Annotated in this window: 15 protein-coding genes; 10 read left to right on the forward strand and 5 right to left on the reverse strand. The window is 67.6% G+C overall.

Annotation, left to right across the window (positions count from 1 at the left end):
* Positions 1-2 precede the first annotated feature (2 nt).
* Positions 3-1826 (reverse strand): CAP domain-containing protein, encoded by a 1824-nt coding sequence (locus ABIE00_RS00100; protein WP_354255151.1) that lies wholly within the window; start codon positions 1824-1826, stop codon positions 3-5.
* Positions 1827-1932: 106 nt separating this feature from the next.
* Here ABIE00_RS00100 and dcd point away from each other — a divergent pair, with 106 nt between their 5' ends.
* Together dcd and ABIE00_RS00110 are read left to right on the forward strand one after the other, a co-directional pair.
* Positions 1933-2508 carry a dCTP deaminase gene (gene dcd / locus ABIE00_RS00105; RefSeq protein ID WP_003803277.1) on the forward strand — a complete coding sequence of 192 codons (576 nt, stop codon included), beginning with the start codon at positions 1933-1935 and terminating at the stop codon, positions 2506-2508.
* A 408-nt stretch (positions 2509-2916) separates the two neighbouring features.
* Positions 2917-3603 carry a putative endonuclease domain-containing protein gene (locus ABIE00_RS00110; protein ID WP_354255154.1) on the forward strand — a complete coding sequence of 229 codons (687 nt, stop codon included), beginning with the start codon at positions 2917-2919 and terminating at the stop codon, positions 3601-3603.
* Positions 3604-3685: 82 nt separating this feature from the next.
* Here ABIE00_RS00110 and ABIE00_RS00115 read toward each other — a convergent pair whose 3' ends face one another.
* From ABIE00_RS00115 to ABIE00_RS00125, 3 genes are all read right to left on the reverse strand, one after another.
* On the reverse strand, positions 3686-4870 hold the full coding sequence (locus tag ABIE00_RS00115; RefSeq protein ID WP_331574491.1) for a cation:proton antiporter: 1185 nt from the start codon (positions 4868-4870) through the stop codon (positions 3686-3688).
* A gap of 5 nt (positions 4871-4875) precedes the next feature.
* Positions 4876-5358 carry a cation:proton antiporter regulatory subunit gene (locus tag ABIE00_RS00120; protein ID WP_331574489.1) on the reverse strand — a complete coding sequence of 161 codons (483 nt, stop codon included), beginning with the start codon at positions 5356-5358 and terminating at the stop codon, positions 4876-4878.
* 163 nt (positions 5359-5521) lie between these two features.
* Positions 5522-6925: an MFS transporter gene (locus ABIE00_RS00125; protein WP_354255158.1), complete on the reverse strand. Its 1404-nt coding sequence runs from the start codon at positions 6923-6925 to the stop codon at positions 5522-5524.
* A 190-nt stretch (positions 6926-7115) separates the two neighbouring features.
* Here ABIE00_RS00125 and ABIE00_RS00130 point away from each other — a divergent pair, with 190 nt between their 5' ends.
* From ABIE00_RS00130 to ABIE00_RS00165, 8 genes are read left to right on the forward strand one after another with little or no spacing between them, the layout of a single operon-like run.
* Positions 7116-10178, forward strand: coding sequence for a Na+/H+ antiporter subunit A (locus ABIE00_RS00130; RefSeq protein WP_354255161.1), 3063 nt, complete (start codon positions 7116-7118; stop codon positions 10176-10178).
* A complete protein-coding gene (locus tag ABIE00_RS00135; protein WP_354255164.1) occupies positions 10175-10768 on the forward strand; it encodes a Na(+)/H(+) antiporter subunit C in 594 nt (197 codons plus the stop codon). The genes ABIE00_RS00130 and ABIE00_RS00135 overlap by 4 nt, the downstream gene beginning before the upstream one ends.
* Entirely contained in the window at positions 10765-12372 is a 1608-nt protein-coding gene (locus tag ABIE00_RS00140) for a Na+/H+ antiporter subunit D (RefSeq protein WP_354255166.1), read from the forward strand. Before ABIE00_RS00135 ends, ABIE00_RS00140 begins: the two co-directional genes overlap by 4 nt.
* Complete coding sequence (locus ABIE00_RS00145) at positions 12369-12914, forward strand: Na+/H+ antiporter subunit E (protein ID WP_354255169.1); 546 nt, start codon at positions 12369-12371, stop codon at positions 12912-12914. The genes ABIE00_RS00140 and ABIE00_RS00145 overlap by 4 nt, the downstream gene beginning before the upstream one ends.
* Positions 12911-13189: an MrpF/PhaF family protein gene (locus tag ABIE00_RS00150; RefSeq protein WP_354255172.1), complete on the forward strand. Its 279-nt coding sequence runs from the start codon at positions 12911-12913 to the stop codon at positions 13187-13189. Before ABIE00_RS00145 ends, ABIE00_RS00150 begins: the two co-directional genes overlap by 4 nt.
* Positions 13179-13595, forward strand: coding sequence for a monovalent cation/H(+) antiporter subunit G (gene mnhG / locus ABIE00_RS00155; protein WP_354255174.1), 417 nt, complete (start codon positions 13179-13181; stop codon positions 13593-13595). Before ABIE00_RS00150 ends, mnhG begins: the two co-directional genes overlap by 11 nt.
* 39 nt (positions 13596-13634) lie before the next feature.
* Entirely contained in the window at positions 13635-14114 is a 480-nt protein-coding gene (locus tag ABIE00_RS00160; protein ID WP_354255177.1) for a DUF2975 domain-containing protein, read from the forward strand.
* Positions 14114-14320: a helix-turn-helix domain-containing protein gene (locus ABIE00_RS00165; RefSeq protein ID WP_331574471.1), complete on the forward strand. Its 207-nt coding sequence runs from the start codon at positions 14114-14116 to the stop codon at positions 14318-14320. The genes ABIE00_RS00160 and ABIE00_RS00165 overlap by 1 nt, the downstream gene beginning before the upstream one ends.
* A 94-nt stretch (positions 14321-14414) precedes the next feature.
* Here ABIE00_RS00165 and ABIE00_RS00170 read toward each other — a convergent pair whose 3' ends face one another.
* On the reverse strand, positions 14415-16403 hold the full coding sequence (locus ABIE00_RS00170) for a hypothetical protein (protein ID WP_354255179.1): 1989 nt from the start codon (positions 16401-16403) through the stop codon (positions 14415-14417).
* Between the last annotated feature and the right edge of the window lie 228 nt (positions 16404-16631).

Here is a 16631-nt window from a genome sequence, read left to right on the forward strand (position 1 = left end):
TCTTACTGGGCCAGCTGCTGGCCCGCCCAAGTTCCAGGGATGGCCGACGGCGGCGAAAGGACTCCGCCGTCGAGGTTCCAGTACTGCACGGGGCCGGCTGGTCCGGTCCGCTGCAGGACGAGGCCGGTCGAGTAAGCGCCGGTGACGCCGTGCAGTGCACGGATGGCTGTCACGTCGCCCCAGCCGCTGGCGACCAGGGTCCGGGCTTCGGCTTTGGGTGACGGGCCGCCGGAACCGCGGTAGAGCAGAACGCTGCCGTCGCCTTGGCGGGCCAGCAGGTCCTGGAACCCGTCGCCGTCGTAATCCACCATGGCGAGCCGGGTCGCTGCGACGCCGGACGCGATGAGGGTCCGCTGGACCAGGTCGCCGGTGCCCCGGTTGGGATAGAGCCAGAGGTTTGAGTCGGAGTCGAGGGCCAGGAGCTCGGGGAGCCGGTTGGTGGAGCACCAACCGCCGACGGCAAGGGTCATGCCCGCCCAGCCGGACTGCCCCAGCGTGGCCGGCGGCAGGAAGCCGCCCGCCAGCTGCCCGGGATACAGGGTGAGGCGGCCGTCGGTCCATTGCACCAGGACGTCGTAAACGCCGTCGCGGTCCCAGTCGGTTACGAAAACCTGCCGGGCGGCCGCGAAGCCGGAGCCGATGGTTTCGGGCGGGCCGAACTGTCCGGCACCCAGTGCGGGCCGGTTGTTAAGCTGCCCCGCCGCGTCCACCGACACGATGTCCCCGGCGCTCCTGACAGCGGCGGTCGTGAGGTCCAACGTGGGCGGCATGTGCTTCACCAGGGGCTCGCACACATCGGTCGGCTGCACGGGAGCCGAGGTGCTGCCACCCGGGGCAGCCGTGGTCCCGGCGGGCAGGGCCGTGTAGCCGAAGAAGTCCACCACTCCCCACATGGTGTAGCGGTTGGGCGTGGTCTGCCAGTTGCCGTCGGTGAAGGTGATGCCGATGCCGACCACGTTGAACCGGGGGTCCGTGAGGATGGCATTGTGCGCCGGCGAGTTCTTCCACCACTCAACGAGCTGCGCGGCGTCGCGGTCCCAACGGACGGCAATGACCTCGCCGGCGCCGTTGGTGGGACCCAGGGCGCGGGCGTCTGTCCAGAAGCTGGCCCGGTGTTCAACGACCTCGCGGGACGCAATGCTGTCCGACCATTCCTGTGCCATGCCGGCAACCGTTGCGTGGTACTTGACGGCCGGCAGGCCCAGGGACGTCCGGTAGGTGTTGATCGCGGTGAAGACGGCGGCCACCTGGGCGGCGTTGCTGTCCGGCACCAGCGCCTGCGGTGTCAGCAGGCCTTTTGCGGCGGCACCTGGGTCCGTCCGGGCGGTGTCTTGCGGCGCGGCGTACTGCGGTGCCGTGTCTTGCGGCGCGGCGAACGCGTCGGCGGGGGCTGAGAGCGGCGGGATGGAGGCCGGCTCGGGCGGGCCCTCGGCTGCGGGGCGCGTGGTCCCGGCTGGAACGGGCTGCGCGGGCGCCGGTTGAGTGGCGGGGCTTGCAGCGGCGGGCTCTTCCTCGGCAGCGGCGGGTGCCGGGGCGGTAGCGGCCGCCGTCGTCACCGCCGGTGTTGCGGTATGCACGGCCGTTCCAGGCGCTCCGGCGAGCGGCAGCCGGGGTGAGGGTGCCGCGGTGGCCGGCCCGCCGTCGTCGGGCGTTGCCGGGGACGGTGCAGCGGCGGCGTCCGGTGTGGCAGCAGTGGCGCCCGGCATGGCAGCGGGCGTCGCGGAACTCCGGGCGGCTGCCATAGTTGGCACGCCGCTGGCCGCGGGTGCCGCCAGCGCGAGGGCGCAGGCGAGTGCAACAGCGGCCTTGGCCGCAATCCTGTTCAAAATATCCCCAGCTCTATTTCTGGCCGTATGACGTGAGACCGCCAGCCTGATTGTTCACGCAACACTAGCGGCAGGGCAGGGGAGCAGCAATGGTATTTTTGAGGGTGTGCTGATCTCTGACCGCGACATTCGTGCCGAAATTGATTCCGAACGGATCGTCCTCGATCCGTACGAAGCCGCGATGGTCCAGCCGTCCTCGGTGGATGTCCGGATTGACCGTTATTTCCGGCTGTTCGACAACCACAAATACGCTCACATCGACCCCGCCGAAGAGCAGCCCGAGCTGACCCGGCTGGTGGAGGTGGAGGAGGGCGAACCGTTCATCCTGCACCCCGGCGAGTTCGTGCTCGGCTCCACCTACGAAACCGTCACGCTGCCGGACGACATTGCCGCGCGCCTCGAGGGCAAGTCTTCGCTTGGCCGCCTCGGCCTGCTGACGCATTCAACGGCCGGCTTTATCGATCCCGGCTTCTCCGGGCACGTCACACTGGAGCTGTCCAACATGGCCACGCTGCCTATTAAGCTCTGGCCGGGCATGAAGATCGGCCAGCTCTGCTTCTTCCGGCTGACCTCCGCCGCGGAGTTCCCCTACGGCTCCGGCGAGTACGGCAACCGCTACCAGGGCCAGCGCGGCCCCACTGCCAGCCGCAGCCACCTGAACTTCCACCGCACCGACATTTAGCGCCCGCTGTTCGCGCCGAGACGTGAGGTCTCGCCGCTTTGCGGTTGCGTAAACGTCGAGATCTCACCTCTCGGTGACGGAACGCGCTCACCACCTCTCCTCCACACTGTGGATAACCGCGGGGGACCTGCCCGGACGTGCACACAATGGCGCATGAGAAAGCCGCCGCCGCTGCCTGGTCCGCTTGCCGGCAGGTCGTTCACGCTCGATGAGCAACGGTCTGCGGGTGTTGCCGCGCATCGGGCCTGGCGCAGTGACCTTCGGGTGGCAAGCCGTGGGGTGCGTGTTCCGTGGGGTGTCGAACAGGACTTTGCACACACCTGCCGGCTGCTGTCCGGGCTCTGTCCGTCGGCTGCCTGCTGCCTGGGGACCGCCGGACGGCTGTGGCGATGCCCGCTTCCGTGGAGTGTGCAGAGTGACTTGAGGGTGCATTTGGCGCGGTTCGACGGCGGGAACCGGCCCGTGCGCAAGGGCGTGGCCGGCCACCGGCTGGAATTGCTGAACACCGACCTCACGGAGCTTGACGGCGTTCCCATCACGAGCCCGGCACGAACATGGCTGGATCTCGCCGCCATTCTTGGGCTCGAGGATCTGGTGGTTGCGGCTGACTTCTTCATCTGCAGCCAGTCCAGAAGCTTTGGCCCGCGGAAACTGGCCCTCTGCTCCATGGCCGATCTGCAGCAGCAGGTGGAGCGCAGCAGCGGCGCGCGGGGAATCCGCAAGGCCAAGGCTGCACTGGGCTTGGCCAGAGTGGGAGCGGACTCGGCGCCCGAGACGCGGCTTAGGCTGGCGCTGGGCAGATTGGGCCTGCCCGAACCGGCACTGGGCCACGTGATCACGGATGAAACCGACTGGGAGTTGGCTTGGCCGGACATGGCCTTTCCAAAGTTCAAGGTGGCTGTGAACTACGACGACCGGCACCACCTTGAACCACCCCAGCGCGAATCAGACATCCGAAGGGACGAGTCCATCGCAGCGATCGGCTGGACTTCGGTGACGATCACGGCGTCACAGGTCAGGACCTGGGGCTTCGACGGGTGCGCCCAGCGGGTACTGGACGCGCTGGTGCGGTGCGGGTGGCGCGCCGAGAGGTGAGATCCCGCCGCTTGGCCGCCCCGCAAACGTCGAGATCTCACGTCTCGAGGGGTGGGCCCTCCGAAACGGGTCCGACTCGGGCTCAGGCCCGGACGGGCTCCGGCCGCGCCGGGCGGGAGAACTTCTTGACGAGGGGCTCGACGTAACGGGCAGCCAGCGGGCCCATGACCGCCATGATGAGAACGTACGCCGTGGCGAGGGCGGCGAGCTCGTCCGTAACCACCCCTGACGTCACCGCGAGGCCGGCGATGACAATGGAGAACTCGCCGCGTGCAATCAGCGCAGCCCCGGCGCGAAAGCGGCCCGGCCGCGCAATGCCGGCACGCTTGGCAGCCCACACTCCGGTGATGATCTTGGTGGCGGCTGTGATAACCGCCAGGACGAGCGCCCACGCCAGCACCGGAGGGATGGAGGTGGGGTCGGTGTTGAGCCCGAACGCCACAAAGAAGATGGCGGCGAAGAGGTCCCGCAGCGGCTCGAGGATCCGCGTCGCACTGTGGGCCGTGGCGCCCGAGATCGCGATGCCGAGCATGAAGGCGCCCACTGCGGCGGACACCTGCAGCACCGCAGCCACGCCGGACACCAGCAGGGCTGCCCCCAGCAGGTTCAGCAGGAAGACCTCCGAATTCTCGCTGTGCACGGCTTTGGAGACATGGTGCCCGTGCCGCAGGGCAACCAGCAGCACCACCGTGACCACAGCCAGCGAAACGCCCACGGTCTGCAGGCCGCCCAGAAAGCTGACCCCGGCAAGCGTGGCGGTGAGGATGGGCAGATAAATCGCCATGGCCAGGTCCTCGAAGACCAGGATGGAGAGGATCACCGGCGTCTCACGGTTACCGATGCGGCCAAGGTCCGTGATGACCTTGGCCGCGATGCCCGACGACGATATATACGTGACGCCGCCCATAACCATGGCGCCTACGACGCCCCAGCCGAGAAGGGCGGCCAACGCAGCGCCGGGAAGGAAGTTCAGGACGAAGTCGAGGATGCCGGCTTTCCACGATCTGCGCAGGCCGGTCACAAGCTCCGTCGCCGTATATTCCAGACCGAGCATAAGCAGGAGCAGGATGACTCCGATCTCACCCGAAAGGTGGGAAAACTCCTTCATGCCGCTCAGCTCCACGACGCCACCGGCGCCGAAGCACAGCCCGCCCACCAGATACAGCGGAATGGGAGACATCCCGATCCGCCCCGCCAGCCTCGCCAGCAGGCCGAGGCAGAACACAACTGCCCCGAGTTCGATGAGGGACAGGGCCACGCGGTCCATGAGGGTCAGCCGTTGCGCAGGATGTCGGCCGCAGCGTCCAGCCCCTCTTGCGTGCCGACGGCGACCAGCAGGTCGCCGGGGTGAAGGACTAGGTCGGGGCCTGGCGAAGGAACCACCTCGCCTTCACGCATGATCGCCACAATCGAAACGCCGCACCTGGTGCGGATGCGGGCTTTGCCCATGGGCTGGTTCTGGAAAGGGGAGTCCGCGGCAATGGAGAACTGCCGGGTGGCAATGCCGGGAACTTCCCGGTGCGCCTCGGTCAGCGTCATGGCAAGGTGCTGGCCACCCAGCAGATTTCCCAGGCACGCCGCCTCCTCGCCGGTCAGCGGAATGGAAGCCTGGCACGTGTCCGGGTCATCCCAGGTGGAAACGAACAGCTCGGTCTGGCCCTCGCGCAGTTCCACCACCCCGATGCGCCGGCCGGATGCTGTCATGAAGTCCTTGCGCCTGCCCAGTCCCGGGAGGTCTGTCTCTTCCATGTACATAACATCAGCCTAGTCCGCGAACCTGCGATTTCGATTGAATCCGTGGGGCCCCGCTGGGGGCTGAAGTGTACGTTCGCGCTCCGCCCGGGGGCTGAAGTGTACGTTCGCGCTCCGCCGGGGGGCTGAAGTGTACGTTCGCGCTCCGAGCCGGGGCCGGAGCCGGTCAGGACTGCGGGACGACGGCGATCTCTGCCTCGCTCGGGGCCTTGACGGGCAGAAGGACCAGCAGCCCGGCGAGCAGCACCACCATGATGCCCAGGATGCCCCAGCGCTGCGCGTCGCCCTGGGCCACCAGGGGAGTGGCCACGGTGATGCACAGCGTGAACAGGGCCGGGGCGAGAAAGCTGACCGCACGGCCGGTGGTCGCGTACAGGCCGAAGAGCTCGCCGGATTCGCCCTGCGGGGCCAGCCGGGCCAGATACGCGCGTGAGGAGGACTGGGCGGGCCCGACGAACAGGCAAAGGAACAGGCCGAAAACCCAGAACGTCGCGGCCCCGGACCAGGGCACTCCGAAGAACGTGTGGTTGTCGTTGCCCAGCACCAGGATGACCGTTCCCGCGGCCAGCAGGCCGGTGAGGGAACCGATGATCACGGCCTTGGGCCCCACCCTGTCATCCAGGAAGCCGCCGAGGATCGCGCCCACGGCCGCCACGATGTTGCCGAAAATCGCGAAGAAGATGACCTGCGGCAGTGCGAAGCCGAAGGTGCCGGCGGCGATGATCCCGCCGAAGGTGAAGACCGCCGCCAGCCCGTCGCGGAAGATGGCGCTGGCCAGCAGGAAGAAGATGGTGTGCGGGCTGGTCCGGTAGATGGCCTTGATCCTGCGCGCCAGCAGCCCGTACGACGCCAGGAACCCCAGGCGCGCCGCGCGCTTCGGTTTGGGCAGCTCCGGGACAGCGAACATCACCGGCAGCGCGAAGATGAAGAACCACAGGGCGGAGAACACCGCCACCAGCCGGATGTTCAGGCCGTCCTGGGTGGAGGCGCCGAACCACTCGAAGCGAGGCTGCACGAACAGCTCAAGCACGATGAGCAGGGCCGCGATGCCGCCGAGATAGCCCATGCCCCAGCCGAAGCCGCTGACCTTGCCGATGTTCCGCGGCGTCGAAATCTGCGCCAGCATGGCGTTGTAGTTGACGGCCGCGAACTCGAAGAAGATGTTGGCCAGGGCGATCAGCGACACCCCCAGCAGGAGGAACCCGGGCCGGGGAAACACGAAGAAGCACAACGCCGTCAGGATTGCGACGGCGGCCGTGTTCACTCCCAGCCAGAGCTTGCGGCGGCCCCCGGTGTCGGACCGCTGGCCCGTGACGGGTGCGAGCAGCGCGATGGCCGCCCCCGCAATGGCCAGCGCTCCACCGAGCACTGCTGACGCCCGGTCTTCGCCGCCAAACGCCTGGGACGTCAGGTAGACGGTGAAGACGAACGTCGTCATGACCGCGTTGAACGCCGCGGACCCCCAGTCCCACGCCGCCCAGGCCAGGATGCGGCCCTTGCTGGAGGCCTGCGGCCCTGCCTCGAGTTCCGACGACGGCTGCGTTGCCTCTGATGCGGCTGCGGAGTTCATAGGCCGATGCTATCCGCCCGCAGCGAACAGGGAAGGGGAACTCTCCCGCAGGCTGGAGAAACTTGCGCTGCGGCTGTCCAGTGCGGGGAAAACTGGCAGTGCCCCCTTGATAAACTGTCGGGACCGAACCCAACGAATGACCGCCTGCTCCAACTTTTGATAACCGAATTCTGACTTTGCGGAGATACCAGTGATCACAGTCCTTGCCGTGCACTTCGCGGTGGCCGCTGTGGCGCCGTTCATCTTCCGGAAGTTCGGCCGCAACTCGTTCTACGCGCTGGCCGCGGTCCCCGCCGGTTCATTCATCTGGCTCCTGTTCCAGCACGCCGCCGTCTACGGCACCGGAGCCGCGAACACCGGAGCCGCAGCCGAAACCGTCCCGTGGATCCCGAGCCTCGGCATCGAATTCGCCTTCCGCATGGACGCCCTGGCCTGGGTCATGTCGCTGCTGGTCCTCGGCGTCGGCGCCCTGGTGCTGGTCTACTGCGCACGCTACTTCAAGGACAAGGACAGCTACCTCGGCGGTTTCGGCGCGCAGTTGCTGGCATTCGCCGGGGCCATGTTCGGGCTGGTCACCGCGGATGACCTGCTGATGATGTTCATCTTCTGGGAACTCACCACCGTCCTGTCGTACCTCCTGATCGGTTACGCACGGACACGGCTGGCCGCCCGCCGCTCCGCGCTGCAGGCCCTCATGGTCACCACCGCCGGCGGCCTGGCCATGCTCGTCGGCCTGATCATGCTAGGTGCCACCGCCGGCACCTACCGGATCTCTTCCATCCTCGAGCAGGCACCACAGCTGGTTTCCGGACCGGCGGCGGGTGCCGTGGGCGCCGCCGTCGTCCTCATCCTGGCCGGTGCGGTGACCAAATCTGCGCTGGTTCCCTTCCACTTCTGGCTTCCCGGCGCCATGGCGGCGCCAACTCCCGTGAGCGCCTACCTGCACGCCGCAGCGATGGTGAAGGCCGGGGTGTACATCGTGGCGCGCCTCGCCCCGGGCTTCACGGACACCGCCTATTGGCTGCCGGTGGTCCTCGGGCTCGGGCTCGCCACGATGCTGGTGGGTGGCTACCGGGCATTGCGCCAGACGGACATCAAGCTCATCCTGGCGTACGGCACCGTGAGCCAGTTGGGGTTCATCACCATGGTGGTGGGGCTCGGCAAGCCGGACGCCGCGCTCGCCGGCCTCGCCATGCTGCTCGCGCACGGGCTCTTCAAGGCAACGCTCTTCCTGGTGGTGGGCATCATCGACCACCAGTCCGGCACACGCGACATCCGCAACCTTTCTGGCGTTTTCCGCTCCTCCCGGGCCCTCGGCATCGTGGCCGGCGTCGGCGCCGCCTCTATGGCCGGCATCCCGCTGCTGGGCGGCTTCGTGGCGAAAGAGTCCGTGCTCGAGGCGTTCGTGCACTTCGCCGGCGAGCCCGGCTACGGGCCCTGGGGCGCAGTGGTCCTGGCGGGCACGGTGCTCGGCTCCATACTGACCTTCGCCTACAGCGCGCGCTTCATGTGGGGTGCCTTCGCCGTGAAACCGGGCGTTGAGCCCACCCCGTTCAAGGCCATCCGGCCCTCCTTCCTGGCGGCCCCGGCAGTCCTGAGCGGCCTGACCATCGCCTACGGCCTGTGGCCGGTACCGGTGGACGCCTGGATTCAGCCGTATGCCGCCCTGTTTACCGGGGGAACGTTCACCGAGGGAACGCACGACGCCGGCACTGCGGCAGGTGCCGCAGGGCACCTTGCGCTGTGGCACGGGCTGACCCCCGCCCTGGGCCTGACCGCCATCACCTTCGCGGCCGGCGCGGCGATGTTCTACGGACGGGCGGTGGTGGACCGGATCCAGAGTGCCGTTCCGCCCTGGTTCGACGCCGACCGCGGATACCAGCTGACCATCGGGGCGCTGGACGACATTGCCGTGTGGATTACCGGACGCACGCAGCGCGGCTCGCTGTATTTCTACCTTGCTGTGATCCTCAGCGTCGCCTTTGTGCTGCCCCTGTCCGCCCTGATCGCTGCGAACAAGCCGCTTCCCGAAGGGCTGTATTTCGTCGACCCCAACTCGCCGCTGCAACTGGTGGCCGGAGCGGGGATCGTCATCGGGGCACTCGCCGCTGTCCGCGCCAACAAGCGCTTCCTTGCCGTGCTCATGGTGTCCGTCACCGGCTACGGCATCGCCCTGATGTTCGCGCTGCAGGGCGCCCCGGACCTGGCCCTGACGCAGATGCTCGTCGAAACCATCATCCTGGTGGCGTTCGTGCTGGCCATGCGCAGCCTCCCCGCGGAACTGCGGGACCGCACCCGCGGCAAGTACCGGGTGGTCCGCGTAATCATCGGCCTGTCCTTCGGCGCCACCATGGTCTTCGCAGCCATCCACGCCATGGGCGTCCGCATCGCCACGCCCGTCTCCCTCGAGTTCCCCAAGCTGGCGTACGAGGGCGGCGGCGGGCTCAACATCGTCAACGTCACCCTGGTGGACATCCGCGCGTGGGACACCTTCGGTGAGATCTCCGTGCTGGCGCTGGCCGCCACCGGCGTGGCGAGCCTCATCTTCGTCCGGGGCCGCGGGGACCGGCTCCGCACGTCATCCGCCGTGGCCGAGGGGACCGTGGGCCGCCGCCACGGCGTGGACAAATCGTCGCGGGACGGCGCCGCGCTGGCGCTGACCCGGAAGTTCGCCGCGGCCACGCGGGACCCGTGGCTTGTTGCCGGACGCACGCTGGCACCGGAGCGCCGCTCCATCATCTTCGAGGTGGTCACGCGGCTGGTCTTCCACTCGATGATCATCTTCTCGCTCTACCTGCTGCTGGCAGGACACAACCTCCCCGGCGGCGGCTTCGCCGGCGGACTCATGGCCGGTATGGCCCTGACCCTGCGCTACCTTGCGGGCGGCCGCTTCGAACTGCGGGAAGCCACCCCCATCAGCGCCGGCACCCTGCTCGGGGTCGGACTTGCCACGGCCGCGCTGTCCGGGGCCGCGCCGGTCCTGCTGGGCGGGCAGGTGTTCCAGAGCGCCATCATCGAGTTCTGGCTGCCGGTGTTCGGCGACATCAAGTTTGTCACCTCCACCATCTTCGACACCGGCGTGTACATCGTCGTGGTCGGCCTGGTGCTGGATGTGCTCCGCAGCCTCGGCGCCGAGATCGACGAGCACTTTGAAGAACGCCCCCTGCAGCAGGCCGCGCAGGAAGGCGACGAGGGCAGCGAAGAAGTGTCCGGCGGCGTCCCGGCAGGATCCACCCGAGGCGGAACCGCATGACAGTCAACCTGACCCTGCTGACCGTCATGGGCGCCCTTTATGCCTGCGGCATCTACCTCATCCTCGAACGCAGCCTCACGCGTGTGCTGTTGGGGCTGATGCTGCTGGCCAACGCCACCAACCTGCTGATCCTCGCCACCGGCGGCTACGCCGGGCTGGCACCCTTCTTCAGCAAGGACACAGACCCGGCCTCCTACAACGACCCCCTGCCGCAGGCACTGATCCTGACGTCCATCGTCATTTCCTTCGCGGTGACGGCCTTCATGCTGGGCATCATCTACCGGACCTGGGTGCTTGCCCGCCAGGACGACATCCAGGACGACATCGAGGACCGCCGCGTGGCCGAGACGCCCAGCTTCGACGCGGAAGACGACGCCGTCATCCCCGTGGAAACCTCCGAGTTCCCGCTGCCCATGCGCGGACCGGACGGCTCCGCGGCGGCGGAGCCGACGGCGACCGTGGAGGCAGGCGGCCGGACCCTCCTGGCGGAACACGCGGCGCAGGAGGAGAAACCGGGATCCGGGAACATCGCCACAGACACAAACACGGGCACGGAAAACGGCACTGACACGGACGGGGGCGCGAAGTGAACCTCGCAAGCCTTGCCCCGCTCGCCGTCGTACTTCCCATCCTGGGAGCGGCGCTGACGTTCGTGCTGATCCGGCACTCCCGCGCACAGCGGGCCGTCAGCATCGGCCTGCTCTCACTCACCCTGCTGCTGGAGTGCTTGCTCCTGGCGTCCGTCTGGAACGGCGGCACGTCCGCGGTGAACATCGGAGGCTGGGTTCCGCCCTTTGGGATCGTCCTGGTGGTGGACCAGTTCTCCTCCCTCATGCTCGTGGTGTCCTCCGCGGTGAGCCTGGCCGTCCTCGTGTACGCCACCGGGCAGGGCATGGCCGACGGCGACCAGGACGCCCCGGTTTCGATCTTCCACCCCACGTACCTGATCCTCGTGGCCGGGGTCTCCAACGCGTTTCTCTCCGGGGACCTGTTCAACCTGTACGTCGGCTTCGAGATCCTGCTGACGGCAAGCTATGTGCTGATGACCCTCGGCGGCACAGGCCCCCGCATCCGGGCGGGCGTCACCTATGTCGTGGTCTCGGTGGTGTCGTCAGTGCTGTTCCTGATTGCCATCGCCATGGTCTACGGCGCGACCGGCACCATCAACATGGCGGACCTTGCCATCAAGCTGTCCGAACTGGACCAGGGAACCAAGACGCTCCTGCACGTCATGCTCCTGGTGGCCTTCGGCATCAAGGCCGCCGTGTTCCCGCTGTCCTTTTGGCTTCCGGACTCGTACCCCACCGCGCCGGCCCCGGTCACAGCCGTGTTCGCCGGCCTGCTGACCAAGGTGGGTGTCTACGCCATGGTCCGCACCGAAACCCTGTTGTTTCCCGGCGACAGCCTTAACACGCCCCTGATGGTGGTGGCGCTGCTGACCATGGTGGTCGGCATTCTGGGTGCGCTCGCCCAGAGCGACATTAAGCGTCTGCTGTCGTTCACCCTGGTCAGCCATATCGGCTACATGGTGTTCGGCCTGGCGATGTCCTCCGTGGCCGGGCTGGCCGCTGCAGTGTTCTATGTGGCGCACCACATCACCATCCAGACGAGCCTGTTCCTGGTCACCGGCCTGATCGAGCGCCGCGGCGGCAGTTCCGCTGTGGACCGCCTGGCCGGGCTGGCCAAGCTGTCCCCGCTGCTGGCGCTGCTGTTCTTCGTTCCCGCCATGAACCTTGCGGGCATCCCGCCCTTCTCCGGATTCCTGGGCAAGCTCGGCCTGATGCAGGCCGGCATCGGGCTGGGCACCCCGCTGGCCTACGCCCTGGTGATCGGGGGCGTGCTGACGAGCCTTCTGACCCTCCTGGCCGTTGCCCGCGTATGGAACCGTGCGTTCTGGCGCAAGGCCGAGGATGCGGAGCACCCCGACCCCGTGCTCCTGGCTCCCGCCCCGGACGCGGAACGTGACACGGCAGCGGAAGGCGGCACGGCGGTACGGCTCCTGCCGCGGACCATGGTGGGCTCCACCCTGGGCCTGGTGGTGCTGGGCGTAGCACTCACGGTCTTCGCCGGGCCGCTGTTCCAGGTGGCGGACCAGTCCGCCGCGGCCATGCTGGACAGGTCCGCCTACATCCAGGCGGTGCTCGGTGACGGCGCGCCCGTTCCCGCTTTGGCGCTGAGCGGGGGCGGAAAGTGAGCCGGAAAAAGGTGTCCCTGCGGCAGGAACTGCCGCTGCTGGTGTGGCTGGTCATCGTCTGGGGAGCGCTCTGGCAGGACTTCAGCCCCGGCAATTTGCTCTTCGGAGCCCTATTGGCGATTGCGGTGGCCCGCCTGTTCTACCTGCCGCCGGTGGAGCTAAGCGGCCGCTTCAACGTGCTGCGGGCCATTCCCTTCGCGGTGGTGTTCCTCGGCAAGGTGGTGTCCGCCAGCTGCCAGGTGTTCTACCTCGCGGTGGCCCGGGGGCCCAAGGTGACCAACGCCGTCGTCGCCGTTCCGTTGCGCAGCCATTCAGACCTGATGGTGACGGCAACCGGCCACGTGATTTCCCTGATCCCGGGGTCGCTGGTGGTGGAGGTGGACAGGTCCACTTCCACGCTCTACATCCATGGACTGAACGTCCGGAACGGGGAGGACGTCCTCAGGCTGCGCAAGGAAGTCCGCGCCACTGAGGCGGGGCTTATCCGGATCATGGGAACAAAGGAAGAGCTTGCCGCCCTGAACCAGGAGGTTGGCGCATGATGGAGCTGGTCCTCACCGTTACGGCCGTGGCGTTGGCCCTCGCTGCCGCGGGCGCGATCATCCGCATCGCGCGCGGCCCGTCGCTGCTGGACCGGGTCCTCGCGGCGGACGTATTGCTGGCCATTCTCGGTGCGGCGCTGTGCATCGACATGGCCGTGAACCGGCACCTGAATAACCTGATGCTGGTGGTGGCCATCTCCGTCATCGGGTTCATCGGCTCGGTGACGGTGGCCCGCTTCGTGGCCGACAGGCGGGGGCAGCCCAATGAGTCCTGAACCGAATGCCGTGGATGCCGTGATCGATGCTGTGTCGGCTGTGTTCATGGTGCTGGGCGCACTGATGTCGCTCGCCGCCGCCATCGGCCTGCTCCGCTTCCCGGACCTGATGAGCCGCATGCACGCCGCCACCAAGCCGCAGGTGCTCGGCCTGTTCCTGCTGCTGGCTGCGGTGGGGCTGCAGCTGCGCACCTGGTGGGTGTGGCCGGTGCTGGCCGTGGCCTGGATCTTCCAGCTGCTCACCGTGCCGGTCTCGGCCCACATGGTCGGCCGCGCCGGCTACCGCACCAAGCACCTCCACAAGGAACTGCTCAGCACCGACGAGCTGGAGGCCGTGGTGGTGAAGGCAGCCAAGGCGGCCCGCGAAGAGGAAGAGGACGACGGCGGCAACCACCCGTCCTCGTAAGCGATTGAAAGTCGATAGGAAACCAGCGATACTCGATCTATGCACAAGACAAACCTGGCGGTAACCGCGCTCCGGATCCTGCTGGTCATGGCCTTCGCCCTGCTGCTGGTGTTCCAGACCCTGTCCTTGCCCGGGCAGTTTGCCCACATGGCGCAGGAGAATCCCGCCGATGCGCCTCTGCAGTGGCCGCTGACCGTCTTCGCCGTGGTGGAGGTGGCCTGCGTGCAGGTGGTGATCGTGAGCACCTGGAAACTCCTCACCATGGTCAAACGGGACCGCATCTTCAGCAAGGCAGCCCTGGCCTGGGTGGACGCGATCGTATGGGCGGTGCTCACTGCCTGGGTCCTGCTCGCCGGCCTCTTCCTCTTCATCGTGCTGAACGCCGACGATCCCGGAGTGCCGATGATGCTGATGCTGATGCTGGTCGGGGGCGCCGTCATCGGACTGCTCATGGTGGTGATGCGCGCTCTGCTGCGGCAGGCCACGGCACTGCGGACCGACATGGAAGCCGTGATCTGATGCCCATCGTGGTGCGCATCGACGTCGAACTGGCCAAACGCAAGATGAGCGTGGGGGAGTTCGCGGACCGGATTGGCCTGACGCCGGCCAACGTTGCCGTGCTGAAGAACGGGCGGGCCAAGGCCGTGCGCTTCAGCACGCTGGAGGCGATGTGCAAAGTGCTCGGCTGCCAGCCCGGCGACCTGCTCGAGTGGGTCGAGGACTGACTAAAAGGGGACTGACTAAAAAGGGGCGGGCTTAAAGGGCCGGGGCCCCGTCTGCTGAACAGACAGGACCCCGGTACTGGCTTGATGGCTGGATCTAGCGGGTCGCCACTACCCCGGTGGCGGTGCCGCCGCGGCTGGACTGGACCAGGACGCTGGTGATCTGCCGGTTCGGTCCCGGTTTGGCCCGGTAGGACCAGGCGCCGAGGGTGTCCACCTGGGCGGTGCCGATCTTGGAGACCGCCCGGCCGGGTGTGGTGTCGTAGATGACCACGGTGGTGGCCGGGGTCAGGACGGCGGTGTTGCCGGCCAGCGCTGAGGTGCCCGTGATCCGGAGCTCGGTGCCGAGCCGGTGCCGAGAGCCGGCGACGGTGACGGTGTCCGTCTGGACCGTCAGGTTCACGGTCGCGGGAGCACTGCCGATGCCGTTGGCGTCCGTGACGATCAGCTGGAGCTGGATGGGATCGTTGGACTTGGCGGTCAACGGTGCCGTGTCCGCGGTTTTGGCGTAGAACGGGACGGTGATGGTGGGTTTGGCGGCCGTGTCGCTGGAGAAGCTGACGGCGGGTCCGCTGACCTGGAGCCACTTGTAGCTGGCGGCGCCGGTGGAGGCACTGCCGTCCAGCTGGACGGTTCCGCCGCGGGTGATGGAGGTCGACGCGGCGGTGGCTACCGCCGTCGCCGGCTGCGTTGCGCCGGGGACGGAGCCGCTGCCGGTGTCGACGACGGGGCCTGGATCCGGGGCCGGAGTGACGGCGGGCAGGCCCGTCGCGGACGCCGCGCCGCCGGAGACTGTCACGGGCAGTGAAGCGGTACCGCCGTCCCCGGTTTTCACGGTGACGCTGGCCGGGGGAGCCTTGACAGCGAAGGTCTTTTCGGCCGGCGTTCCCGCGGTGGCCGGTGCCTCAAGGGTTCCCAGGCCGGTGACGGTCAGCGGGTAGCCGACGGTGGAAATGGCGCCGACGGTCAGGTTGGTTCCGTCGTAGAGGGCCTTGGTGACCATGACGCCGCTGGGTTTGGTGACGTTGATCTGGCTGCTGCTGGCGGGCTTGTCGCCGATGTTGGTGATCTTCACGGTGGAGGGGGCGGTTCCGGTGAACTGGACACGGGCGTAGTACCGGCCAGTGTCGGGATCGCTGAGCATGGGGGTGGTCTCGAAAACGCCGGCCTGGCCGTCCACCTGGAGCTGGGCGCCGTTGCCGCTGCTGGCGAACACGTCGATCATGTTGCCGTTCACGACGGCGCTGTCGCCGTTGACGCCCTGGTTGGTGGAGATCTTGCCCTGGACGGTGAACTGGTCCGTTTCCAGGGACAGACCGCCGCCGTTAACGGAGAATTTGTTGTAGCCGAACGGGCTGCCGGTGACGGTGTGGTCCTGGCCCGGGTCGCCGAGGTAGCCTTCGGGCGCCGCCGGGGCGGTGGCCGGGTCCCACTTCAGGAACGGCCCGATGTTGCTCTTGAGCGCCGTGGAGAAGTTGCCGACGGCGGGGGAGATGTCCTCGACGAGCTTGCCTCCGCCGGTGCCGTCGGTGTCGATGGTGATGGTGCCGTAGGGGTGCTGGAATGTCAGGGTGGCGTTGGCGGGTCCGCCCTTGACCACGATGCGCTGCCGGCCGAAGACGATCTGGTCGCCTTGGGTGACCGTGTTGGCGAAAGCTGCTTCCAGGCCAAGGACCAGGACGGCGCGGCCACCGCCGGGAAGGGTCAGTTCGGAGCTGGCGAGCATGTAGAACGCCTCTTCCGGGAAGTTGTCCGGGAAGGAAATGGGTGCGGTCTCGTCCGGAATGTCGCCGGGCAGGAAGCCGCAGAGCGGGTTTTCCGCGTCCAGGCAGAGCTCGAGGCGGGTCTTGTTGCTGTCTTCGTACCAGGACGGGAAACCGTACTCGGTGTTGACAGGGCCGACGGCGGTCAGCTTGGTCGTGTTGGTCTGGGTTACCTGGGTGGCGGCCAGCGAGGTTCCCGCGCCAGTCGCGGCCAGAAGAACGGCGGTCAGGGCGGCAATTCCGCGGCGCCGGGATGCGGGGTGCTGGGCCCGATGCCGTGGGGTCAGTTGCTGGACCGACAGGAAATGTGGGGTGAATACCATTTTTGTCTCCTCGAAAAGACGCTGATGGCATCCACTAAAAGCGGCACGGGTTGGAAAAACGTTCGGATTTTGGGTTGGAAAAACCTTGGATCTATCGTGTGCCGCAGGAGATCGGTGGGGGTCCGGTAACCACACGCGGCGCAAGGAACACAGTTGCGGAGCTGCTGACATGGCCGGACCCGGCTCCGCGGATCTGCGGCGCCGGGTCCGGCTGTTGTGAGTCCGGCC

Origin of the sequence: Arthrobacter sp. OAP107 (genome assembly GCF_040546765.1) — a bacterium.
Classification (GTDB): Bacteria; Actinomycetota; Actinomycetes; order Actinomycetales; family Micrococcaceae; genus Arthrobacter.